The organism is Rhizobium sp. RAF36 (assembly GCF_052114105.1).
Lineage (GTDB): Bacteria > Pseudomonadota > Alphaproteobacteria > Rhizobiales > Rhizobiaceae > Rhizobium.
The window spans coordinates 529584-551001 of the sequence record NZ_JBFREC010000002.1; the positions used below are offsets into that span (position 1 = coordinate 529584).

Consider the following 21418-nt stretch of genomic DNA (forward strand, 5'->3'; position numbering starts at 1 on the left):
ATCCTTGAATAAAAGTAGGCCGGCGCAAGGCGCTGGCTGTGTCTCTGCATGTTCTTGAAGCGCGAGCGGCGCGGAAAATCAGGCGAGCGGCGGTGCGCGAGGCTGATGGGCCGCCGTGGCGGCGGGCCGGGTGGCCGTATCGGTGACGCCCGCAGTCGCAGGTGCCGGCCATTCGGCGAATTCGAGATGCGGAAGAAGCGGCAGCGCGGCTGCATCGGAATCGTGCAGCGTCTGCTTCGGCGCGATCTTGCGGTCGGTAGCAAGCAGTCCGCGAACGGCTTCACGCGCCGTCAGCTGCAGCGGCTGTGTTTCCTTCCCAGGTGCACTCAACGCATTGTTGGTCTGGGAATCGGGTCCGAGAATGAGGTTGCCGCCAAGCAGCAGGCCGAGATAGGCAAAGATTGCAAGCACGAGGGAAACGGCGATGCGAGCGCTCAGGCGGCGCGCATCCGGCATTCCCTCATCATTCCTTGCGATCTCGCTCTCAAACCGGCTCAAAAGCGCAAAAACCCGTCATTCTTTCGCTGGCGGCTCTGTGACCGCTGGCGGAATTGTATCAGTCTCCGGCCCATCTTCATAGGCTGGACTGTCATGATGCACTTGAGCCAGCCGGTCAACCATTCCCATGGCGATTTCTCGTTCGCCCATGATCACGGTATCGGCGCCATATTGCTTCAACGCCTCGACCTCGGCATCCGAATGGGCACGTGCAACGATGAGGATCGACGGGTTGACCGCACGGCCGAGCTCGGCCACGTGGCAGGCCTCGAAGGCGTTCGGAATGGCGATGACGAGGCTACGCGCACCCGTCAGGTTGGCAAGATCGAGCACTTCGCGGGCGGCGGCATTGCCCATCACGGTTTCCACGCCCTGTGCCTTCAGCTCCTCGATCCGCTTTTCCGCATCCTCGATGACAAGGAAAGGCGTGCCCGAGGATTTGAGGTTCTGACCGACGATGCTGCCGACGCGGCCATAACCGACGAGGATAGCGTGGCCGGACAGTGCCGTTGGAAGGACCTCGTCTTCGGGCTCGGCGGGTTCGGCCGGTGCAGCCTCTACAGGTGCTTCCTCGCGTTTCGGCCGCTCCAGCAACGGCTTGATGCGATCGCAGAGATAGAAAAGCGCCGGATTGAGGATGATCGAGATGATCGCACCTGCAAGGATCAGGTCGCGGCCTTCTTCCGGCAGCAGGCCGAGATCGACGCCGAGAGCCGCCAGAATGAAGGAGAATTCGCCGATCTGACCAAGGCTTGCGGAAATCGTCAGCGCGGTGCTCACGGATTTCCGGAACAGCAGCACGATCAACAATGCTGCAACCGATTTTCCGATAACGATGATGAAGACGGTGGCCAGAACCGGCAGAGGCTTTTCGATCAGGATGTTCGGATCGAACAGCATGCCGACGGAAACGAAGAACAGAACCGCGAAAGCGTCGCGCAGTGGCAGGCTTTCCTGGGCGGCGCGGTGGCTGAGCTCGCTTTCGGCGAGAACCATGCCGGCGAAGAAGGCGCCGAGCGCCAGCGAAACGCCGAACATCTTCGAGGCGCCGAAGGCCACGCCGAGCGCGATTGCCAGAACGCCTAGGCGGAAGAGCTCGCGCGAACCGGTATGAGCGATGCGATGCATCGTCCAGGGGATCAGCTTTCGCCCGAAGATCAGCATCAGCGCCACGAACAGCGCTACCTTAACCAGCGTCATGCCGATGATGCCACCAATGCCGAGGTCGAGCCCGAGCAACCGGTTGAGACCAGCAGACAGCGGCTCGACCGTCGCATGCTCACCACCGCCGATGCTGGCGGCGGCCGGGATGAGAACGAGAGCCAGAACCATCGCAAGGTCTTCGACGATCAGCCAGCCGACGGCGATCTTGCCGCGCTCCGTCTCGACCAGCCGCCGCTCCTGCAATGCTTTGAGAAGGACGACGGTAGAGGCGACGGAGAGAGCGAGACCGAAGACCAGACTGCCGCCCGTCGGCCATCCCATCAGCCAGCCCAGACCCCAGCCGAGCAGTGTCGCAAAACCGATCTGCACGATCGCGCCGGGAACCGCGATGCCGCGAACGGAGAGGAGGTCTTTCAGCGAGAAATGCAGACCGACGCCGAACATCAGCAGGATAACGCCGATTTCTGCAAGTTCGGGAGCGAGATTCTGGTCAGCCACATAGCCCGGCGTATGCGGGCCAACGAGGATACCTGCGAGCAGGTAACCTACGAGAGGAGGCAATTTCAGCCTGTTGGCAATGGCGCCGAAGATAAACGCCAGCACGAGACCCCCGACAATTGTCGAAATCAAAGGTGTATCGTGCGGCATCGCAATCTCCCGATCTGGCATTCCCGTTCAAAACATGACATATATGGCTTATGTTGACCAATATGGGTGACTTAAAATCATGGGTCAAGGCGCGAAAGAAACAATTCTGACGCCTGCTTTATGCCGCGCAGCACGTGGCCTGCTCGATTGGACGCAGAGCGACCTTGCAGACAAGGCCGCGGTCTCGCGCAGCACGATACGCGACTACGAGGGACGGCACCACGAAATCCATAGGGCGACCGAGGCACAGCTGCGCCTCGCCTTCGAGGATGGCGGCGTGAAATTCGTCGATGTCGAGGGGGCGGGGACCGGCCTATGCCTGCCCCCCCGAAATGCCGGTTAAGCTATCTGCTACGATTGCTTGTCAAAGCAGGTGCCCGGCGTCTTGTAGGCATAGATAGTCTTGCCGCGATAGTAGCCATTGGCGGGCTGCCAGCTCTTCACGAGCTCAGCGGTGCCGCCATTGGTGCAGGTGAATTCGTAACGGCTGACGAACAGCACCGGCTCCTGAGATCCCGCCGGCAGGGCAAAATTCTGCTCGTAGTAGCTCTTCGGGAAATCGGCCGGCGGCCGGGCGTAGATCTTCACTGGATCGGCGCGCAGCGTGTGGAACATGTCGGCGATGAAATCACGGTTGTCAGTGACGATTGCCGCGGCGCCCGCCTGCTTCGCCAGCTCGGCGGCCTCGCGGCTGATATCGGCACGGCCGAGATAGCGTTTCATGATCTCATTGCCGCCCGGCAGCACCAGTTGATGCGCGAAGATCGTCGCAAGCGGGAAGACGATGCTCGCAAATGCGCCGATGCCGAGCGAGATCTTGAGGCCCTTCGGCCATAGCTGCGCAAGGATGGAGACGGCAAGCACGGTGCCAGCGACATAGGCCGTGACGCCCCAGTTCGCCTCGGCCTTGGCGACGAAAGCCTGCAGCGTGATAAGGAAGACGACCGGCAGCGAAAACCAGACGAGCAGTTTTTCGGTTTCGCTGCTTCTGCCTCTGATCATCCGCCACGCCGCCCAGAGCATCGCGAAGAAGATGATCGGTCCGACGACGCCGAATTGTGCGGCGAAGAACTCGCCGGCTCCGGCGAAGTCGAGCTTCATCTGGTCCCATTTGGCGATGTCTTCGGTGTGGCGTACGGTGGTCGCATCATGCGTGAAGTTCCACCAGAGGTTCGGCGCCGCAAAAACAAGCGCCGTCACCACCGAAATGAAGAAGTCGCGCCAGGCGATACGAGCGGCCGGCACGAAAAGCAAGGCGATGAGTCCACCTGGAACGACGAAAAGGATCGCGTATTTGGATAGGAACGAGCATCCGAACGCCGCCCCCATCAAAAGCGCCAGGCCGATCGACGGCTTTTTCGTCAGGCCTGCATAGGCCCAGAGGCCGATCGTCATGAAGAACAGCAGCACGACGTCGGTGGAGAAGAACACGGAAGACAGCGCCACCGCAGGCATCGTCACATAGATCGCGCCCGTCCAGCCTTCGATCTCGGGGCCGGCGAAGCGCTTGGCGAGCTTCATCAGCAAAACGGCGGTTGCCGCATGCACGATCGGGCCGCCGACACGCACCCAGAATATATCGCTCGACCCGCCGAGAGCAGTGAAGGCGCGGATGAACCAGGCGATCATTGGCGGCTTCGAGTAGTAACCGAAATCGAGATTTTGCGACCAGAACCAGTATTGCGCCTCGTCGACGAAGAAATCCGTCGTGTCGAAATGCAACGTCACAATGCGCCACAAGGTGACGGCAAGAATGATGAAAAGGCCGGTTCTGGCTGACATATGGTACTTCCGCTGGTTAAGGCGCCTGCCATACATCAGCCGGGCAGGGCTGCCAACAAGGGCAGCTCAGAAAGCCGCACTATGCCGCAGCGAAAGGCTTTTCAGAGAACGCGCAGATCGCTTGAGCCGCGGCGTGCTTCGATTTGATCGAGCAGGGCAACGGCGGCCAGCGTAGCGATTGCGATGAGGCAGGATCCCAGTCCGAGAACAATCATTGCTCTATCCTTAACGACATCATGTCATGTCTTAAGGGTGGGATATAACACAAAGCTTGCGCAGGACTTGTAGCATGCCTGCAACTCCTTGGGACTATTTCGTTTGTAGGCTCAGGAATGCTTTCAAAAGCTTGGCTGATTAAAATCCGCATTAACCTTCAAGCAAGGAATTAACCATAAACATTGCGATACACGTCGGAATGGGAAATGTTGCTCGTTCCCACCAGGCATGACGCCGTCCCGCCGTACCGGCTCGATCCGGTATCCATCTCTTTTCCGAAACAGATTTCTGTTGATGGGAGACGCCTGTTCTCCGGCCATATGCCGGTGACAAGGGCCTCCCTGCATTGTGCTCGTCGGATGGAGCAAAACGGTTTTTTCACCGGACAAGGTCCGGATGTTGTTGGGGACAGGCATTGCGGCAGGATATGCCATCAGATCAGGCCAAGGGCGCACAGGCAGGCAGCCTCCGCGACCGCCTGCGCTTTGCCGGCCTCGATGCCGAGCAATGCGAGCTTGTCCGCCGTCACCGCCCGCTGCTCGAAGGCCAGCTGAAGAGCGGCCTGCGCGATCTCTTTCAGCGCTTCCAGGCTTTCCCTGATGCGGCAGAGAATTTTCAGAACGACCGCCAGCTCGACCGGCTGCACGACCTGCAATCATCGCACTGGGATGTGCTGACCGATGCCCGGTTCGACAGTCTGTATGCCGAGCGCGTCAAGGTTCTGTCCGATACCGAAAGCAAGATGGGCCTCGACCCGCGCTGGCACGTCGCCGGTCACGGCGTCATGCTGGAGCATCTGATCTCGGGCCTCGCGGGCGATCTTGCCGGCAAGCCGCTGCTTCCAGGTGCAAAGCGTCGCGCCAGGGAAATCACCGGGATGATGACCGCGATCATCCGCTTGGTCATGGTCGATGTCGAAATCGCCGTGTCGCTTCGCTTCAATGCTTTGCGCGCATCGCAGGCACATCTGCTCTCGGAACAGCGCGCCAAGGACAAGGACGACGTCGCCCGCATTTTCGCCGATGTCATCGACGGTCTCGTCGCCCGCGATCTCACGGTGCGCGCACCTGTCGAGACTGACGGCGCTCATGCCGAAATTGCCGCCGCTCTCAATGGTGCGCTCGACACCCTGCAGACAGAGTTCACGCAGATCTCCGACCGGACACAGAGAGCAGAGCTATCGACGCGCTCGCTCTCCGATGTCTCGAAGGGGTTTGCTGGACGCGCCGCCGGGCAAGCTGACGAGCTGCAGTCGTCGGCCGCTGCACTACAGGCCATCGCCGAAAGCGTCCGTCAGGGTGCAGCGGGAAGCCGCGCTGCCGAACAGGCCGCAGCCTCGACGCGTGTTGCCGCCGAGGAAAGTGGCGCTGTCGTCGGCCGGGCGATATCCGCCATGGCCGATATCGAGCAGTCGGCGGAAAAGATCGGCCAGATCATCGGCACGATCGACGAGATTGCCTTCCAGACAAACCTTCTGGCGCTCAATGCCGGTATCGAAGCGGCGCGCGCCGGTGATTCCGGCCGCGGCTTTGCCGTCGTCGCCCAGGAAGTCCGGGCGTTGGCGCAACGCTCGGCGGAAGCGGCCCGTGAAATCAAGACGCTGGTTTCCACCACCAAGGCGCAGGTCGATGCCGGCGTACAGATGGTCGGCCGCACGCAGGATTCGATCGGCAGCATCGTCCGCCAGGTCACCGGCATCAACGAGGCGATCACCACCATTGCCGCAAATACCGGTGAGCACGCGGCGAGCCTCGATGCGCTGACCGGTGACGTGAAAAACCTTGGCGCCGATGTTGCGGCAAGCGCAGGCGTCGCCCGCAATTCGGCCGATGGCGCCGACCACCTGCATACCGTCATCCTGGAACTCGGCCAGACGATCCGCGAATTCCGCATCGCTCGCGAAAATGCGCAGCCGGTGCGCCAGCAGATCGCCCGTCCGGTGGTCCAGCCGCGTGTCGAGATCGTCGCCCGGCCGGTGACGCTCGACGAGCAATACGACAACGAAGATTTCGGTTTGTCCCGCCAGGTTTCGGGCCTCGGAGGGCGGAATGTTTACTAACCTATCTGAATATGAGGGCCGCTCGCATTCGAGGGCGGGACACAAGGAAACAAGGACAGGCTGATGGCAGCGAAGAAGAGCGGCAAGACGCTTAATCTTGCAGCGATACTCGACCTCAATGAAGCGGCGCCACTGCGCGACAAGCTTCTGGCAATGCGCGGTAGCGACATCGTTATCGATGCGTCCAGCGTCGAGCGGGTCGGCGGTCTGTGCACGCAGGTATTGCTGGCAGCAGAGAAGACCTGGGATCAGGACAAGCTGTCGTTCAGCTTCTCGAAGATGTCTGATGCATTCGAAAAAACCATGCAGCTGGTCGGCGTCGATGTAGACCACCTGCTTGCCAAGGAGATCCGGCAATGAAGAAAAAAGTGCTTACCGTGGATGACTCACGGACGATCCGAAACATGCTTCTCGTGACGCTCAACAATGCGGGCTTCGAGACGATCCAGGCGGAAGACGGCGTCGAGGGCCTCGAAGTCCTCGAAGAATCCAACCCTGACGTCATCGTCACCGACATCAACATGCCGCGTCTCGACGGTTTTGGCTTCATCGAAGGCGTTCGCCGCAACGAAAAGTACCGTGCGATTCCGATCCTGGTGCTGACCACCGAGAGCGACGCTGAAAAGAAGAACCGTGCCCGCCAGGCCGGTGCGACAGGCTGGATCGTCAAGCCTTTCGACCCTGCCAAGTTGATCGATGCCATTGAGCGTGTAACCGCTTAAACCCAGGAACTTCTCCTATGGATATGAACGAAATCAAAGAGATCTTTTTTCAGGAGTGCGAGGAACAGCTCGCCGAACTGGAATCCGGTCTGCTGAAACTGAATGATGGCGATCGCGATCCGGAAACCGTCAACGCGGTGTTCCGTGCCGTCCACTCGATCAAGGGCGGCGCTGGCGCCTTCGGTCTGGACGATCTCGTCGCCTTCGCCCATGTGTTCGAGACTACACTTGATTGCGTTCGTTCCAACAAGCTTGAGCCCAACCAGGACGTCCTGAAGGTCATGCTGAAGTCGGCCGACGTTCTGGCGGATCTGACAAACGCTGCCCGCGACGGCGGCAGCGTCGACGAAACGCGCAGCCGCGGCCTGGTGAAGGAACTTGAAGCGCTGGCGCATGGTGAAATGCCGTCGGCCGCTGCTGCTGCCGAAGCCCCGGCCCCGAAGCCTGCCGCAAAGCCCGTTCCGGCACCGGTTGCTGCAGCGCCCGTACCGACCGACGACAGCGGCTTCCAGCCGATCCCGTTCTCCTTCGGCGATTTCGGCGATGAAGAAGAAACCGGTTCCGATCTTCCGGCCTACGAGATCGTCTTCAAGCCGCGCTCGGATCTCTACTCGAAGGGTAACGACGCTACCCTCCTGCTGCGCGATCTTTCCCGCCTCGGCGAGATGAGCATCTACTGCAACACGGACGCTCTCGTCGGCATCGACGAGATCGACCCGGAAGCGGCCTATTTCTTCTGGAACGTTACGCTCCGCACGGACAAGGGTGAAGACGCCATCCGTACCGTCTTCGAATTTGCCGAGTGGGATTGCGATCTGACGATCACCCCTGTCGAAGACGCCAAGGCCGCCGAAGCTTCCAACGACGAACTGCCGATGGTGCCGGTTCCCTTCGATCTCTCCGTTCTCGACGAAGGCGCTGAAGCACCTGCCGAAACGGCAAAGTCGGATGCCGCTGCTGCTGTTGCCGCCGCCGAGACGGCTTCCAACGTCACGCAAATGGCTGCTGCCGCCTCCCGCGTCGAGAAGAAGGAATCGGCCGCCGCTGCCAGCGCTGCTGCCGCAGCCGCTGCCCAGAACAACGCCGCTGCCGCCAGCGCCGGCCAGACGATCCGCGTCGATCTCGATCGCGTCGACCGCCTGATCAACCTCGTCGGCGAGCTCGTCATCAATCAGGCGATGCTCTCGCAGAGTGTCATCGAAAACGACGCGACCGGTACGTCTGCCGTCAACATGGGCCTCGAGGAGCTGCAGCAGCTCACCCGCGAGATCCAGGACTCGGTCATGGCGATCCGCGCGCAGCCGGTAAAGCCAGTCTTCCAGCGCATGTCGCGTATCGTCCGCGAAATCGCCGACATGACCGGCAAGTCGATCCGCCTGATCACCGAAGGTGAAAACACCGAAGTCGACAAGACGGTCATCGACAAGCTTGCCGAACCGCTGACGCACATGATCCGTAACGCAGTCGACCACGGCGTCGAAAGCCCGGAGAAGCGCACGGCGCTCGGAAAGAATCCGGAAGGCACGGTTCGCCTGACGGCAAAGCATCGTTCGGGCCGCATCCTGATCGAACTCGCCGACGACGGCGCCGGCATCAACCGCGAAAAGGTCAAGCAGAAGGCAATTGCCAACGAGCTGATCCCGGCCGATGCCAACCTGTCGGATGAAGAAATCGACAACCTGATCTTCCTGCCGGGCTTCTCCACGGCCGACAAGATCTCCGATATCTCCGGTCGCGGCGTCGGTATGGACGTCGTCAAGCGCTCGATTCAGGCGCTCGGTGGCCGCATCAACATCACCTCGAAGCCGGGCCACGGCTCGGTCTTCACGATGAGCCTGCCGCTGACGCTCGCCGTCCTCGACGGCATGGTCGTCACGGTCGCCGGCCAGACGCTGGTCGTGCCGCTGACGGCAATCGTCGAGACGCTCCAGCCGGAAGCCGCTGCGATCCACTCCTTCGGTGCGAGCCATCGCCTGATCTCGATCCGCAACTCCTTCTGCCCGCTGGTGGATGTGGGCCGGATCCTCAACTTCCGCGCCACCCAGGCAAATCCTGTCGAAGGTGTCGCCCTGCTGGTGGAATCCGAAGGTGGTGGCCAGCGCGCTCTGATGGTCGATGCCATCCAGGGTCAGCGTCAGGTCGTCATCAAGAGCCTGGAAGCCAACTATACCCACGTTCCGGGTATCGCGGCTGCAACGATCCTGGGAGATGGCCGCGTGGCGCTCATCCTCGACGTCGATGCGGTGGTCGGCGCATCGCGCGGCCAGGCCCTGAAGCAAGAAATCTCCTTGGCGGCGGCAGGTTAAGACAATGTCCTACGGCGTGAAAAATCTGAACCAAGGGGATAGCGAACTCATCGCCTTCCGCATCGGTGACCAGGAATTTTGCGTGAATATCATGTCGGTCCGCGAAATTCGCGGATGGACGCCTGCGACAGAAATGCCGCATGCGCCCGGCTACATGAAGGGTGTCATCAATCTTCGTGGCGCGGTCCTGCCGATCATCGATCTGTCGGCCCGCCTCGGAATGAGGGCGACCGTACCGTCGGCCCGCCACGTCATTATCGTGGCGCAGGTCAAACGGAAGGTCGTCGGTCTGCTGGTCGATGCCGTGTCAGACATTCTGACTGTGACGGATGAAAACATTCAGCCGACGCCTGAAATCTCATCCGATATCCAGCGCCAGTTTGCCCGTGGCATCCTGGCGATCGACAAGCGGATGATCTGCCTTATCGAACTTGAAGCCCTCTTCCCGGAAGCCGAAAGCGAAGCCGCATGACCGTAGTGAGTGCAAAAGATGTGCGGCAGGGAAGTCCTGACCAGGTTCTGGCGAGCGGCGAATATCCGCTGACCCGCCGCGACCTCTCGGAGATAGCCGCCATGATCTACTCGGACGCGGGGATCTTTCTCAACGAAACGAAGGCGTCGCTCGTCTATTCGCGCCTGTCAAAGCATATCCGCAGCCTTGGCCTGTCGGGTTTCCGTGAATACTGTTCTCTGGTGGCTTCGCCTTCGGGTGCTGCGCCGCGCCGTGAAATGCTGTCGCATCTGACGACCAATTTCACGCGTTTCTTCCGCGAGAACCATCACTTCGATCATCTCCGCGACAATGTCCTGCCGGAGCTCCTGCATCGCGCCAAGATGGGCGGTCGCGTCCGCATCTGGTCGGCTGCTTCGTCCGATGGTCAGGAGCCCTATTCGATCGCGCTGACGGTTCTGGCGATGATGCCCAATATCGCCGACTACGACTTCAAGATTCTGGCGACCGATATCGATCCGAAGATCCTGGCGATTGCCCGCCAGGGCGCCTACGACGAGAGCGCGCTGGAAACGGTGTCTCCCGCCATGCGCAAGCAATGGTTCTCGGAAGTCGATATCCAGGGCCGCCGCAAATTCCAGGTCGATGACCGCGTCAAGCGCCTCATCACCTACAATGAATTGAACCTGATGGCGCAGTGGCCCTTCAAGGGCAAGTTTGACGTCATCTTCTGCCGCAACGTGGTGATCTATTTCGATGAGCCGACGCAGATGAAGATCTGGTCCCGTTTCGCCGAGCTTCTGCCGGAGGGTGGCCATCTCTACATCGGCCATTCCGAGCGCGTGTCCGGTGACGCCAAGAATGTCTTCGACAATATCGGTATCACCACCTACCGCTACACCACGAAGGGTGTTGGGAGGAAGGCATGAGTGCTCCTGCAAGGGTCCTCGTCGTCGATGATTCACCGACCATGCGCGGCCTGATTACGGCTGTGCTGAGCGCCGATCCGGATGTCAGCGTCATCGGCCAGGCCGGCGATGCGCTTGAAGCCCGCGAGGCGATCAAGAAGCTTAATCCCGATGTCGTCACGCTCGACATCGAAATGCCGAACATGAACGGCCTCGACTTCCTCGAGAAAATCATGCGCCTGCGGCCGATGCCGGTGATCATGGTATCGACGCTGACGCATCGCGGTGCCGAGGCGAGCCTCACGGCCCTCGAGATCGGTGCGTTCGACTGCATCGGAAAGCCGGCGCCCGGCGATCTGCGCCCGTTCGGCGATCTCGCCGAAAAGGTCAAGGCTGCGGCCCGCACCCAGCGCCAGTTCACCCAGCGCCCGGCCGCGGCTCCCGTCGCGCCGCCCGCAGTTGCCGATTTCCGCGTCGGCCGCAAGATCGTCGCGATCGGCTCATCGACCGGCGGTGTCGAGGCTCTGATCGCGGTTCTGCAGAAGTTCCCTGCCAATTGCCCGCCGACCGTCATCACCCAGCACATGCCGCCGACTTTCACCAAAAGCTTCGCGGAACGGCTGAACCGCCTCTGCGCGCCTGTGGTCGAAGAGGCGACGGACGGCGCCCGTTTGGAAATTGGCAAGATTTATCTGGCACCAGGAGGTGAACGACACCTGCAGGTCGCCAATGTCTCGGCGCCGCACTGCCGGCTCGTCGAACGCGACCCTGTCAATGGCCATCGCCCTTCTGTCGATGTGCTGTTCGATTCCGTCGCAGAACTTGCCGGCCGTAACTCGGTCGGCGTGATCCTGACAGGCATGGGCCGCGATGGCGCGGCTGGCCTGCTGAAAATGCGCCATGCCGGCGCGCGCACCATCGGTCAGAACGAAAAGACCTGCGTGGTCTACGGAATGCCCCGTGTTGCCTATGAGCTTGGCGCCGTTGAGCATCAGCTGCCACTGAATGCGATCGGCGAAGAAATACTGAAAATGACAGCCGCCCGGAAGGAAGGGACAGAATAATGTCGATAGCGGAGAAAATTAAGGTTCTGATCGTTGACGATCAGGTCACCAGCCGCCTGCTGCTCAGCGATGCGCTGACCCAGCTCGGTTTCAAGCAGATCACCTCTGCTGGTGACGGCGAACAGGGCATGAAAATCATGGCCCAGCAGCCGCACCACCTGGTCATCTCGGACTTCAACATGCCGAAGATGGATGGTCTCGGCCTGCTGCAGGCCGTGCGCACCAACCCGGCCACCAAGAAGGCTGCATTCATCATCCTGACGGCGCAGGGCGACCGTGCATTGGTCACGAAGGCCGCAGCCCTCGGAGCCAACAACGTGCTGGCAAAGCCGTTCACCATCGAAAAGATGAAAGCGGCCATTGAAGCCGTGTTCGGAGCACTGAAATGACAGTCGAGGCAGCAGCCCGCCGTGTCCACATTATCCAAGGCGAATGGAAAGTCTTGAATGATCCGAACGCGGTTCTGACGACCATTCTTGGCTCGTGCGTGGCTGCTTGCCTGCGGGATCCAGTGGCAGGAGTGGGCGGTATGAACCATTTCCTTCTGCCGGGGACCGGAAACACGCCGATGACCGGCGGGGATGCGACGCGCTACGGCGTGCATCTGATGGAATTGCTGATCAACGGCCTTCTGAAGCAGGGCGCGCGCCGCGACCGCCTTGAGGCCAAGATCTTTGGAGGGGCGAAGACCATCTCGACCTTCTCCAATGTCGGCGAGCAGAATGCCGCTTTTGCCGCGCAGTTCCTCAGGGACGAAGGAATCCCCGTGGTCGGTTCCAGCACCGGCGGCGACCATGGCCGCAAGCTGGAATTCTGGCCGGTTTCCGGCCGTGCCCGTCAATACCCGCTGACTGGTGCTGAAACGCAAAAGACTGTGGCTCTCGAACAGCGTCCTGCTGCTCCGCCGAAACCGGTTGAAACTAGTATCGAGTTTTTCTGATACCGAGGATTTTTATATGACTTTTAGCGCCCCCATTGAACCGCCCTCGCCATTGGAGGCGTTGCCGGACCTTCTCATGCGCATCGTTTCCGAGCTGCATGATGTTGCCTATCTCATTGAACGTATCGAGCCGCAGCTCCTCGAAATCGGCGGCGCAGACATATTGAACGCTCCTGACAGCATGAAGGTGATGCAGGGCATCGATCTCGCTGTCCAGAAGACCCGCGGCCTTGCCGAATTCATCGACACGATCACCGGAGAAATCCCGCAGAACTGGACCGTCGACGTTGCGACGGCGCTCAGCCTCGTGAAGCTCGCAGAGATGCAGAAGGCGCTCGGTGGCGGCACGCGCCACGGCCATTCTCAGCCTCTCAGCAAGGCAGCAGGCGACTTCGACTTTTTCTAGTCTCTGCCTTCCAAGCATGCCCTGACGAAACGCTCGCACAAGTTTCGGTCTCTATCAAGGAATGAGGCAATAAGCCTGTTTTGTCTTTGACGGATCGTGCGAGAACAGAATGAATCTGTTAAATCAATTAGTTCAGGTCATGAAGAACCTCGGTTCGCTAGGCCGGACCCGCTTGCTGGCGCTTGCGGGTGTAGGTGTTCTTTCAATAGCAATTGTTTTGGCTGCGGCTCTTTTTGTTAACAAGCCTGCCCAGGAAACCCTTTACGTAGGTCTCGACAGCCCCGATCTCAATCAGATCAGCATGGCGCTGGCCGAAAACAACATGTCTTTTGAAGTCGGCACCGACGGCTCGAGCATCACCGTTCCGGCTGGTATGACGGGCAAGGCCCGTCTGCTGCTGGCCGAACGCGGTCTGCCGAACAGCGCCAATGCCGGCTATGAGCTGTTCGACAAGGTCGGCTCGCTCGGCCTGACGTCGTTCATGCAGGAAGTCACCCGCGTTCGCGCGCTTGAAGGTGAAATCGGTCGCACCATCCAGTCGATCTCGGGCATCAATGCTGCCCGCGTCCACATCGTCATGCCCGAGGTTGGAAACTTCCGTAAAGCCGAGCAAAAGCCGACGGCTTCCGTTATGATCCGCGCGAGCGCTACGGCCGGTCGAAGCGCTGCGAGCTCTATCCGTCACCTGGTCGCTTCGGCGGTACCGGGGCTCGACGTCGATGACGTCACTATTCTCGATTCCACCGGACAGCTGCTGGCGTCCGGCGACGAGGCCGGCAACAACTCGCTTAATCGTTCTCTCGGCATCGTTCAGAACGTTCAGCAGGAAGTCGAATCCAACATCGATAAGGCGCTCGCACCCTTCCTCGGCATGGACAACTTCCGCTCCAGCGTCACGGCAAGCCTGAACACCGACGCGCAGCAGATCCAGGAAACGACATACGATCCGGAATCCAAGGTCGAGCGCTCCGTCCGCACCACCAAGGAAGCCAACCAGTCTTCCCAGAAGCAGTCCGACAACGCGACGACGGTCGAGCAGAACGTTCCGCAGGCCGCACCTGAGGCTGGCGGTACCGCAGGTCCGCAGTCGGAAGACAAGTCGGATAAGAAGGAAGAGCAGACCAACTACGAAATCAACAGCAAGACCACGGCCACGACCCGCAACAGCTACAAGATGGAGAAGCTGTCCATCGCTGTTGTCGTCAACAAGGGCCGCATTGCAAAGATGGTCGGCGAGCCCGCTGACCAGGCCAAGATCGACGCCTATCTCGCTGAAATGAAGAGCATTGTCTCGTCGGCAGCTGGTATCGACGCGAACCGCGGCGACGTCGTCACTGTGACGGCAATGGACTTCCTCGAAAACCAGCTTCTGGATGATGGTACCTCCGGCGGTGTCCGCGTCCTCGACATGCTGAGCCGCAACCTCGCGACGATCATCAACTCGCTGGCCTTCCTGGGTGTCGCCTTTATCGTGGTCTGGATGGGCATGCGTCCGCTGGCTCGCACGATCGGTGTCGGTGGGGCAGGGGTCATCGGCGACAGCTCGCCGGAATCGGCCGGTCTCGAACTGCCCGATTTCGCACCGGCCGGTGCAGCCGGCGGCGGAGGCGCCCTCATGGACGGCTTTGGCTCGGACTTCGGCTTCGACAGCACCGAGGATCTTCTCAGCCTCGGCGACGACGACGGCAACTTCAATCGCCGCGTCAAGGAAGGCCCGGAGCGCAAGCTGTCGCGAATGGTCGAGATCAACGAGGAGCGCGCTGCGAAAATCCTCAGAAAATGGGCGGTCGACAACGCCGCGTAAGATCAAAGGCCGGGCAACCGGCCTTTTTCTTTGTCCTCAGGATGCGTTGGTCGTCCCATGCCGGTCCGTCAGCTTGACTGACCTTTTTTGGGGGAATGCGTCCGTGACGCAAGCAGAACACATTTTGTCCGATTGTGGCAAAATGGCCTTAATCCCCAGGCGAAGCATATACTCTTGATTGCGTGATATGCGGAAATACACAAGAATATCGAAAGAGTTAATCTGGAGATATTTCAAGTATGTTTAGAGTTGTTGTTGGAGTTTTTGTTAATGATTATACGTTTCAACGGATATACATTATATATTGGTGCGATCTTTGGTCTTTTCTTCGCTCGCGTAAGGCGCGAATTGTGTTGCGGCAAGGGGAGAATCAATTTAGTTTTACTAGAAATTAATCGAGCGACCACTGCCTGCGAATCAGCGCATGGAATGCGGCAAGAGTAAATCCCCAGAACTCGGAGATGGCGGTTTAGAGCGCTTCGCCTAGGCTTGAGTGATTCGTGTAAGGGTTGCCGTGGGCCGGCGTTGGACCTGCGCAGTTAGTGCATTTGCAGAGATTGGTTTCAGCCGCAGGACGCTGCCTATGGATATGCATATATTGCAGTCGCTTAAGGGCGAAAATCAGACGGCGAATTTCATTGGCCTTCAGGCCTCTAGCCTGTGTTCGCGCGACGAGCTGATCAAACAGCTCGGTGAGATCGCAGAAACCGGCCGGATGCAACCTGCGATGCGCACGCTGACCGATTATGTCGGCGCCTCCCACTATCTGCTTGCCCGCTCTGACCTTGTGCAGGAAGAGGGGTTGGATTTCATTGTCTCCTCCGATTGGCCCTTCGATCTCGTCAAGGATCTGGCCAGCGCCATCGTCGGCGGTTACTCGCGCACGACCGAGCTCGAGAAGTCGATGCAGCTTTTCCAGCCGAGCTTCGCTCTGCTGCCCGACAGTGCCGATGTGCCTGATGGCGCCAGCCGGCAGTATTGCTCGCTCTCCTTCAATGTCGGGCGTTCCCGCCTGTCGCTGATGTTCCTGTTCGACGACGGCTTCATCCTGTCGCCCGAGCGTCTTCGCGACGTTGGTCTGCTGGCCGGATACTTCGCAAGCTTCCTGCGCTGCGGCGGTACCAAGGCCGACCGCGATTTCGAACTGACCGAACGCGAACTCGAATGCCTGTTCTGGATTGCCGAGGGCAAGACCAGCGACGAGATCGCGATGATCCTCGGCATCTCGCGCAACACGATCAACAACTACATCACAAGCGTGATGCGTAAGACCGCCACCAAGACGCGGTCCGAAGCGATTGCATTTGCGGTCAGGAACAGTCTGGTCTGAGAGGGATACATGGGGCAGACGTCAACCAGAACGATGGGAAATGCAGAGCAGATAAGATCGATGCGGATGAGCAGGGTATCCAGCCGTTCGGATCTGTTTCCGCGCCTGGTCGCCATGCAGAAGATGGCCGACGCACAGAATTTCGGCGTCTACCGCGTCAGCGGATCGGGCGTACCGGCGAAGCAGCGGCTCGTCTGCGAGCTTGAGAACTGGGGACCATCCAGCGGGGCCGCGAAGGCCTTCGTCGATGCCTACGGTGACGTCCTGCTCGAACATATCGACAAGTCTCTGTTACCGCTGACATGGGCCGGTGGGCACGACCGCGCCGCTCCGGGCCCCGCAGCCTTTGCGCCGTTCATGACGCGCCTGAAGGACGGCCTGCTGCCGTTCTCGGGCATGGCGTTCCCGGTGCGCCTTGGCGCCAACGGTAACGGCTACGTGGTCTTCGTCGGCGACTACATGGAGCCCGGCAGTGATACGATCATCGAGCTCCACGGCCGCAGCAGCCATATCATGATGGACCTCCTGTCGCTGGACGAGCGGCGCGCGGCAGTCGCCGAAGCGTTGAGCGAACGCGAGATCGCCTGCCTGCAGCTCGCCGGTGACGGCCGCATCAGCGAAGAGATCGCCGACAAGCTTGGTCTGTCGGTTCACACCGTCAACGCCTATCTCGGCTCGGCGACGATCAAGCTGGATTCGGTCAACCGCATCCAGGCGATCGCCAAGGCGATCCGCCTCGGCTACATCAGCTGAGAAAGAAGTGCCCGGCGCGAACATGCCGGCCGGGCTGCGTTTCGATCAGATGAAGGACTAGCCTGCGAGGGCGTGAAGCGCCGGACGCACGTTGTAGCGCGACTCGTTGAGGCTGCGCTCCAGATACGCCGTGTTCTCGTCCGGATCGGCAGACGGATCCTGGAAGGCGATGTGGTTGATCTCGATGCCGGCATGGTCTTCGGCAAGAGTCAGCTGTGCGTAGACAGTGACGCCGCGCGGCTTGATCTCCAGATCGAGCACGACTTCGGGCTTGCCGCCCCATTCCAGAGTGTAATTACCGCCAAGGCCGAACTTCACTGTGCCTGGATGGAAAAACAGCTCGGCAGCAGACGCCACCAGATCGGCGAGATTGCCGTAATACTCGAATCGCAGCAGCGAAATCAGATCGGAGGCGTCAAGAAGCCGAAGCTCCGTTGCAACCGGGCTGATCGCCTCAGCAAGAATTCTTTCACGCTGCGAGGAGTAAGGGCATTTCTTCATTCGACTTATCTGACCCGCTTGTTCTTGGCTTGTGCGGCATACACCCGGTGGATGAGCTCCGCGACGGCCTTGTAGAAGACTGACGGGATGACACTATCTATCGAGACTTGCGCAAACATGGAGCGTGCAAGCGGCGGATCTTCGAAAACCGGGATTCCGTTCTTCTCGGCTATCTCTCTGATTTTCAACGCAATGAGGTCTTGACCCTTGGCAATGACGACAGGCGCGTCGTTTTCTTCGCGCACATAGCGCAGCGCCACGGCAAAGTGGGTCGGGTTGGCGATTACCATCGTCGCACGCTCCACATTGGCGATCATGCGGCGGCGGGCGCGGTCGCGCATCAGGGAGCGCTGGCGTCCCTTGACGAAGGGGTCACCCTGCGACTGCTTGTTTTCTTCCTTCACTTCGTGGCGCGTCATCTTCAATTCGCTGAACCAGTGATGGCGCGTCCAAAAGAAGTCGGCGATGGCAACGAAGGCGGTTGCAAAGAGCACGATCAGCACGATCTTGCGCATGATCGTCATGGCCCGATCGAAGAACGTCTGCGGGTCCGAGAACATCGAGTCGATCGAGCTGAAATATTCGCTCTTCAGGACGAAGAACATGACGATGCCGACGATGACGACCTTGAACAGGGATTTGCCGAATTCGATCAGGCCCGGCAGGCTGAACATGCGCGACAGGCCCTTGGCCGGCGACAGGCGCGAGAATTGCGGACGAATGCGCTCGAGAACCAGGCTCGGAAGGTTCTGGCTGAGCGAGGCGATCAGGCCGAACGACATGAAAAGCAGCATGGCCGGCGTCAACAATACGGCGCTCACCCAGCCAAGATGCACAAAAAGCGATAGCGCATCCGGCCCGGTTTCGATCTTCCACTGGTCCGGTTGCTCGAAAATATCGCGTAACTGCTCGCTGACCGTACTGATGCCGTCCGGCAGGTAGAACGTCAGATAGACATAGGTTGCGAGAACAGTGGCAAAGATCGGCACCTCTCGCGAAAAAGGCGTACTACCTTTTTCGGCAGCGTCCGACAGCTTTTTGCCTGTCGGGGCTTCTGTTTTGCTGTCCTTGTCGTCATCGTCAGCCAAGTCAGCCGCACTCCCTGAACGCAAAAGGCCGCGACAGATCGCGGCCTGATGTTCGAAGGGTAGTCCCCCCGGGCATGACGATCAACCGCGCAGCGCCAGGAGCAGAGATTTGTCAACAGCTCCGATGGCTTAGGCAGCCGCCGAAGCCTCGCCCTCGGTTTCCTTGAGCTGGATCTGGCCGGAATTGGCCAAACGAATCGCTTCCTGGGCAACAGCGCGCCGGGCAATCGCGATTTCGCGCGGATTGATGCCGGCTGTGCCGCTCTGCAGGTCCGATTCGATCATGCGGCGCTGGCGCGGGCTGATCGAAGCGAGAACCGATTCGCGGATCTCCGGAGGAGCGCCGCGCAGAGCCATCGTCAGAATGTCTGCCGAGATGTCGTTGAGCAGCATGACGCGGCTGCGCTGCGGCATGTAAAGCAGATCCTCGAAGAGGAAGATCTTCGGACGAACCTTGTTGACCGCTTCGCGGTTGATCGATTCGAGCGAGGTGAGCAGCGTATCGACCTGCGGCTTGTCCATCTCGTTCATCAGCTCGGCGACCTTGTTGGAGCCGCTCGAATTCTTCTCGGCGTCGATCTCGGCCAGCAGCGTCATGACCTGCTTTTCGATGATCTGCGCCGCCTTGGGGCTGACGGTTTTGAGATTGACGGTACGGTTCATGATGTCGGCGCGGCGGCTGTCGGGAAGCTGCATCAGCACCTTGGCGCCGAACGACGACGGCATCATGGAGAGGATATAGGCGATGGTCTGCGGATGTTCGCGCAGCAGGAACTTGCCGATGAAGGCCGGGTCGCCTTCGCCGAGCCTGTCCCAGATCGACGTCTCATAGGCCTGGAACGCCGTGCGGCGTCCGAGCAGGCTGTCGACTTCGTCAGGGGTGAGGCCTTCTTCAAGAATGCTCTCGATTGCCTTGGCATTGTCCATCAGGCCTGCGCCTTCGGTGAACAAGTCCTCAAATTCGGCAACGAGGCCAAGCAGTTCATCCGGCGGAATCGCGCGAAGCGCCTGCGCCGAAGAGATGATCGTCTGTAACTCAGCCTGCGTAAAATATTTTAACAGCCGGCCAGCGACGCCCTTTCCCATTGCGAGAAGAACAGCCGCCGCCTTTTCAGCCTGGGTCAACGGTTTCCCGGCAATGGCGCCGCTGAAATCGTCAAAGTCCATCATGGTCTAACCTCTCCGTCCCTAAAACCGGGATCAGGCTTTTTTGGTACTTAAAACTTCTATCAGTTTAACGCCGAAACGCGTGTCGTCATTCTCAAGAACGGTGATCTCGCCACGTGCAATCTTGCGGCCATTCACCATGATATCAACCGGCTCGCCGATCCTCTTGTCGAGCGCGATCGTTGCGCCCTCGTTGAGGTTCATCAGGCCGGAAACCTGCATGCGGCTGCTTCCGAGCATGATCTGAACATCGATCGGAATGTCCATGATCAGTTCGAAATTCGAAGACAGCGCGCTGCCAAGTGGAGCAGGTTCGCCGCTCGATGCCGAGAAACCGGTATCACCGAAATCCGAGTCGCCGCCGAAATCACCGCCGCCAAATGCCGGAGCTGCTTCGTCTTCGCCACCGAAGTCGCCGAATGCCGAAAGATCCGTGCCCGTGCTAAATGCGTCGGCGTCGCCGCCGAAATCAGCAAGGCCGCCGTCGGAATCCTGCTTCAGGACCCCGCGAAGATCATCGATCGCCTGATCGAGGTCAGCCTCGTTGCCCGGAAGCTCCAATGACAGATCGTCGTTCTGCTGTGTTTTCTTCGTAGCCATGAAATCACTATTCCAGTTGAAACTTGCCTCAAGCTGCCGTGGCAGCCAAAATGGCGGGAACCGATTAATTCATTAAGTGGCGGATGAGCTCGTCGTCGGAGCTCATCGTATCCTTCACCCGGACGGTATAATTCTCGCCGGAACGCCCGAACTCGCACACATACAATTCCTTGCTGTTGGCGCTGACTTCGACGCGGACATCCTGCTCGTCTCGGAACGGAATGACATCGCCGGCAGCAAGCTTGGAAATCGTGCGCAGCGTCAGATCCTGAAGGCGGATCTTGGCTTCGAGCGTCACATGCGAGCGGCGGACCTGGTGCCCGATCTGCTCCGCCCATTCCGAGGACTTCGACGACTGGCTCTTCGCCTTCGGCGCCGAAATCTGCGTCTTGAGCAGCGCCGACTGCAGCACGATCAGCGAAAATTCCGACGTCATCCCGGCAAGCGTGATCGACATGTTGATCGCCGCCGCAAATTCGTCCGGCTTGTCTTCGGAAGGCTTTGCGCGGTTTTCCAGTGCATGCGGCAGTTCCAGCATCGGCTCGAAGCCGCCAGGCGCGTTGACCGCGGAGCGCAGCACGCTGGCGATCTTGTCGAACACCATGACGCCGAGCTCCAGCTCGATCACCGAAAGCAGACGGTCGGCTGGCTGCTCGATCGTTTCGGGTGCGGCGCCCAGCAGGCTTTCCATCAGCGTGATGATGAAGCCGTTGCCGCAGGAAAGCGTGATATCTTGTGACCAGTTGCGCAGCGTTGCATCGACGAGTGTCGAGTTGGCGCCGAGATCGGCAATCAGGTCGTTCTTGTAACCGGAATCGCAGCCGAGATAGCCGATCGTCACTTCGAGGCCCGTCTCGCTCTTGAAGATGTCGGGCATGAATTCGATGTAGACGTCCGCAAAGGCGGCACAGAGTTTGTCGATGGTCGCCTTGTCGCCGAGACGGCCAGTAAGCTTGGCCAACAGTGCGGCATTCATTGCCGGTTTCTCTAGTGCAACGTTGTTCATGGTCG

22 protein-coding genes are annotated in these 21418 nt (G+C 59.8%); 14 read left to right on the plus strand and 8 right to left on the minus strand.

Annotated features, from left to right (window positions below; all coding sequences use genetic code 11):
- Positions 1 to 78: 78 nt before the first annotated feature.
- Together AB4Z25_RS08530 and ybaL are read right to left on the minus strand one after the other, a co-directional pair.
- A complete protein-coding gene (locus tag AB4Z25_RS08530; RefSeq protein WP_310292980.1) occupies positions 79 to 456 on the minus strand; it encodes a hypothetical protein in 378 nt (125 codons plus the stop codon).
- Between the two features lie 57 nt (positions 457 to 513).
- Positions 514 to 2310 (minus strand): YbaL family putative K(+) efflux transporter, encoded by a 1797-nt coding sequence (gene ybaL / locus AB4Z25_RS08535; protein WP_112538613.1) that lies wholly within the window; start codon positions 2308 to 2310, stop codon positions 514 to 516.
- A gap of 79 nt (positions 2311 to 2389) precedes the next feature.
- Between ybaL and AB4Z25_RS08540 the strand changes: the two genes are divergently transcribed.
- Positions 2390 to 2653 carry a helix-turn-helix transcriptional regulator gene (locus tag AB4Z25_RS08540; RefSeq protein ID WP_112513973.1) on the plus strand — a complete coding sequence of 88 codons (264 nt, stop codon included), beginning with the start codon at positions 2390 to 2392 and terminating at the stop codon, positions 2651 to 2653.
- An 8-nt stretch (positions 2654 to 2661) separates the two neighbouring features.
- On the opposite strand, the gene AB4Z25_RS08545 is transcribed toward AB4Z25_RS08540, so the two are convergent.
- Complete coding sequence (locus tag AB4Z25_RS08545) at positions 2662 to 4092, minus strand: glycosyltransferase family 39 protein (RefSeq protein WP_112538614.1); 1431 nt, start codon at positions 4090 to 4092, stop codon at positions 2662 to 2664.
- Positions 4093 to 4735: 643 nt separating this feature from the next.
- On the opposite strand from AB4Z25_RS08545, the gene AB4Z25_RS08550 reads away from it, so the two are divergent.
- From AB4Z25_RS08550 to visR, 13 genes are all read left to right on the plus strand, one after another.
- Positions 4736 to 6367 carry a methyl-accepting chemotaxis protein gene (locus tag AB4Z25_RS08550; RefSeq protein ID WP_442207934.1) on the plus strand — a complete coding sequence of 544 codons (1632 nt, stop codon included), beginning with the start codon at positions 4736 to 4738 and terminating at the stop codon, positions 6365 to 6367.
- A 63-nt stretch (positions 6368 to 6430) separates the two neighbouring features.
- Positions 6431 to 6727 carry an STAS domain-containing protein gene (locus AB4Z25_RS08555; RefSeq protein ID WP_112387575.1) on the plus strand — a complete coding sequence of 99 codons (297 nt, stop codon included), beginning with the start codon at positions 6431 to 6433 and terminating at the stop codon, positions 6725 to 6727.
- The gene (gene cheY1, locus AB4Z25_RS08560) at positions 6724 to 7089 is read left to right on the plus strand and encodes a chemotaxis response regulator CheY1 (protein ID WP_003570362.1); all 366 of its coding nucleotides are present in this window, start codon (positions 6724 to 6726) and stop codon (positions 7087 to 7089) included. The genes AB4Z25_RS08555 and cheY1 overlap by 4 nt, the downstream gene beginning before the upstream one ends.
- Before the next feature lie 17 nt (positions 7090 to 7106).
- A complete protein-coding gene (locus AB4Z25_RS08565) occupies positions 7107 to 9395 on the plus strand; it encodes a chemotaxis protein CheA (protein WP_112538616.1) in 2289 nt (762 codons plus the stop codon).
- A 4-nt stretch (positions 9396 to 9399) separates the two neighbouring features.
- On the plus strand, positions 9400 to 9867 hold the full coding sequence (locus AB4Z25_RS08570; RefSeq protein WP_112387577.1) for a chemotaxis protein CheW: 468 nt from the start codon (positions 9400 to 9402) through the stop codon (positions 9865 to 9867).
- Positions 9864 to 10775 (plus strand): protein-glutamate O-methyltransferase CheR, encoded by a 912-nt coding sequence (gene cheR, locus AB4Z25_RS08575; protein ID WP_112538617.1) that lies wholly within the window; start codon positions 9864 to 9866, stop codon positions 10773 to 10775. Before AB4Z25_RS08570 ends, cheR begins: the two co-directional genes overlap by 4 nt.
- Positions 10772 to 11818 carry a protein-glutamate O-methylesterase CheB gene (gene cheB / locus AB4Z25_RS08580; RefSeq protein ID WP_112538618.1) on the plus strand — a complete coding sequence of 349 codons (1047 nt, stop codon included), beginning with the start codon at positions 10772 to 10774 and terminating at the stop codon, positions 11816 to 11818. Before cheR ends, cheB begins: the two co-directional genes overlap by 4 nt.
- The gene (locus AB4Z25_RS08585) at positions 11818 to 12207 is read left to right on the plus strand and encodes a response regulator (protein WP_112387580.1); all 390 of its coding nucleotides are present in this window, start codon (positions 11818 to 11820) and stop codon (positions 12205 to 12207) included. Before cheB ends, AB4Z25_RS08585 begins: the two co-directional genes overlap by 1 nt.
- Entirely contained in the window at positions 12204 to 12758 is a 555-nt protein-coding gene (cheD, locus tag AB4Z25_RS08590) for a chemoreceptor glutamine deamidase CheD (RefSeq protein WP_112387581.1), read from the plus strand. Before AB4Z25_RS08585 ends, cheD begins: the two co-directional genes overlap by 4 nt.
- 16 nt (positions 12759 to 12774) lie before the next feature.
- On the plus strand, positions 12775 to 13164 hold the full coding sequence (gene cheT, locus AB4Z25_RS08595) for a chemotaxis protein CheT (RefSeq protein ID WP_112387582.1): 390 nt from the start codon (positions 12775 to 12777) through the stop codon (positions 13162 to 13164).
- 109 nt (positions 13165 to 13273) lie between these two features.
- The gene (gene fliF / locus AB4Z25_RS08600; protein ID WP_112513969.1) at positions 13274 to 14968 is read left to right on the plus strand and encodes a flagellar basal-body MS-ring/collar protein FliF; all 1695 of its coding nucleotides are present in this window, start codon (positions 13274 to 13276) and stop codon (positions 14966 to 14968) included.
- A gap of 583 nt (positions 14969 to 15551) precedes the next feature.
- Entirely contained in the window at positions 15552 to 16298 is a 747-nt protein-coding gene (visN, locus tag AB4Z25_RS08605; RefSeq protein ID WP_112387584.1) for a transcriptional regulator VisN, read from the plus strand.
- Between the two features lie 9 nt (positions 16299 to 16307).
- A complete protein-coding gene (gene visR, locus AB4Z25_RS08610) occupies positions 16308 to 17051 on the plus strand; it encodes a transcriptional regulator VisR (RefSeq protein WP_112387585.1) in 744 nt (247 codons plus the stop codon).
- 57 nt (positions 17052 to 17108) lie between these two features.
- On the opposite strand, the gene AB4Z25_RS08615 is transcribed toward visR, so the two are convergent.
- From AB4Z25_RS08615 to AB4Z25_RS08635, 5 genes are all read right to left on the minus strand, one after another.
- Positions 17109 to 17552 carry a hypothetical protein gene (locus AB4Z25_RS08615; protein WP_442207935.1) on the minus strand — a complete coding sequence of 148 codons (444 nt, stop codon included), beginning with the start codon at positions 17550 to 17552 and terminating at the stop codon, positions 17109 to 17111.
- Between the two features lie 5 nt (positions 17553 to 17557).
- Complete coding sequence (flhB, locus tag AB4Z25_RS08620; protein WP_112538619.1) at positions 17558 to 18640, minus strand: flagellar biosynthesis protein FlhB; 1083 nt, start codon at positions 18638 to 18640, stop codon at positions 17558 to 17560.
- A 129-nt stretch (positions 18641 to 18769) separates the two neighbouring features.
- On the minus strand, positions 18770 to 19810 hold the full coding sequence (gene fliG / locus AB4Z25_RS08625; protein ID WP_112387588.1) for a flagellar motor switch protein FliG: 1041 nt from the start codon (positions 19808 to 19810) through the stop codon (positions 18770 to 18772).
- 30 nt (positions 19811 to 19840) lie between these two features.
- Positions 19841 to 20407, minus strand: a complete 567-nt coding sequence (gene fliN, locus AB4Z25_RS08630) for a flagellar motor switch protein FliN (RefSeq protein ID WP_112538620.1) — start codon at positions 20405 to 20407, stop codon at positions 19841 to 19843.
- 64 nt (positions 20408 to 20471) lie between these two features.
- Positions 20472 to 21413, minus strand: a complete 942-nt coding sequence (locus tag AB4Z25_RS08635; protein WP_112387590.1) for a FliM/FliN family flagellar motor switch protein — start codon at positions 21411 to 21413, stop codon at positions 20472 to 20474.
- Positions 21414 to 21418: the final 5 nt, after the last annotated feature.

Excerpts from the sequence above, each read along its gene's own strand:
- AB4Z25_RS08530 (WP_310292980.1), bottom strand. The coding sequence starts at position 456 with ATGCCGGATGCGCGCCGCCTGAGCGCTCGCATCGCCGTTTCCCTCGTG.
- ybaL (WP_112538613.1), bottom strand. The coding sequence starts at position 2,310 with ATGCCGCACGATACACCTTTGATTTCGACAATTGTCGGGGGTCTCGTG.
- AB4Z25_RS08540 (WP_112513973.1), top strand. The coding sequence starts at position 2,390 with ATGGGTCAAGGCGCGAAAGAAACAATTCTGACGCCTGCTTTATGCCGC.
- AB4Z25_RS08545 (WP_112538614.1), bottom strand. The coding sequence starts at position 4,092 with ATGTCAGCCAGAACCGGCCTTTTCATCATTCTTGCCGTCACCTTGTGG.
- AB4Z25_RS08550 (WP_442207934.1), top strand. The coding sequence starts at position 4,736 with ATGCCATCAGATCAGGCCAAGGGCGCACAGGCAGGCAGCCTCCGCGAC.
- AB4Z25_RS08555 (WP_112387575.1), top strand. The coding sequence starts at position 6,431 with ATGGCAGCGAAGAAGAGCGGCAAGACGCTTAATCTTGCAGCGATACTC.
- cheY1 (WP_003570362.1), top strand. The coding sequence starts at position 6,724 with ATGAAGAAAAAAGTGCTTACCGTGGATGACTCACGGACGATCCGAAAC.
- AB4Z25_RS08565 (WP_112538616.1), top strand. The coding sequence starts at position 7,107 with ATGGATATGAACGAAATCAAAGAGATCTTTTTTCAGGAGTGCGAGGAA.
- AB4Z25_RS08570 (WP_112387577.1), top strand. The coding sequence starts at position 9,400 with ATGTCCTACGGCGTGAAAAATCTGAACCAAGGGGATAGCGAACTCATC.
- cheR (WP_112538617.1), top strand. The coding sequence starts at position 9,864 with ATGACCGTAGTGAGTGCAAAAGATGTGCGGCAGGGAAGTCCTGACCAG.
- cheB (WP_112538618.1), top strand. The coding sequence starts at position 10,772 with ATGAGTGCTCCTGCAAGGGTCCTCGTCGTCGATGATTCACCGACCATG.
- AB4Z25_RS08585 (WP_112387580.1), top strand. The coding sequence starts at position 11,818 with ATGTCGATAGCGGAGAAAATTAAGGTTCTGATCGTTGACGATCAGGTC.
- cheD (WP_112387581.1), top strand. The coding sequence starts at position 12,204 with ATGACAGTCGAGGCAGCAGCCCGCCGTGTCCACATTATCCAAGGCGAA.
- cheT (WP_112387582.1), top strand. The coding sequence starts at position 12,775 with ATGACTTTTAGCGCCCCCATTGAACCGCCCTCGCCATTGGAGGCGTTG.
- fliF (WP_112513969.1), top strand. The coding sequence starts at position 13,274 with ATGAATCTGTTAAATCAATTAGTTCAGGTCATGAAGAACCTCGGTTCG.
- visN (WP_112387584.1), top strand. The coding sequence starts at position 15,552 with ATGGATATGCATATATTGCAGTCGCTTAAGGGCGAAAATCAGACGGCG.
- visR (WP_112387585.1), top strand. The coding sequence starts at position 16,308 with ATGGGGCAGACGTCAACCAGAACGATGGGAAATGCAGAGCAGATAAGA.
- AB4Z25_RS08615 (WP_442207935.1), bottom strand. The coding sequence starts at position 17,552 with ATGAAGAAATGCCCTTACTCCTCGCAGCGTGAAAGAATTCTTGCTGAG.
- fliG (WP_112387588.1), bottom strand. The coding sequence starts at position 19,810 with ATGATGGACTTTGACGATTTCAGCGGCGCCATTGCCGGGAAACCGTTG.
- fliN (WP_112538620.1), bottom strand. The coding sequence starts at position 20,407 with ATGGCTACGAAGAAAACACAGCAGAACGACGATCTGTCATTGGAGCTT.
- AB4Z25_RS08635 (WP_112387590.1), bottom strand. The coding sequence starts at position 21,413 with ATGAACAACGTTGCACTAGAGAAACCGGCAATGAATGCCGCACTGTTG.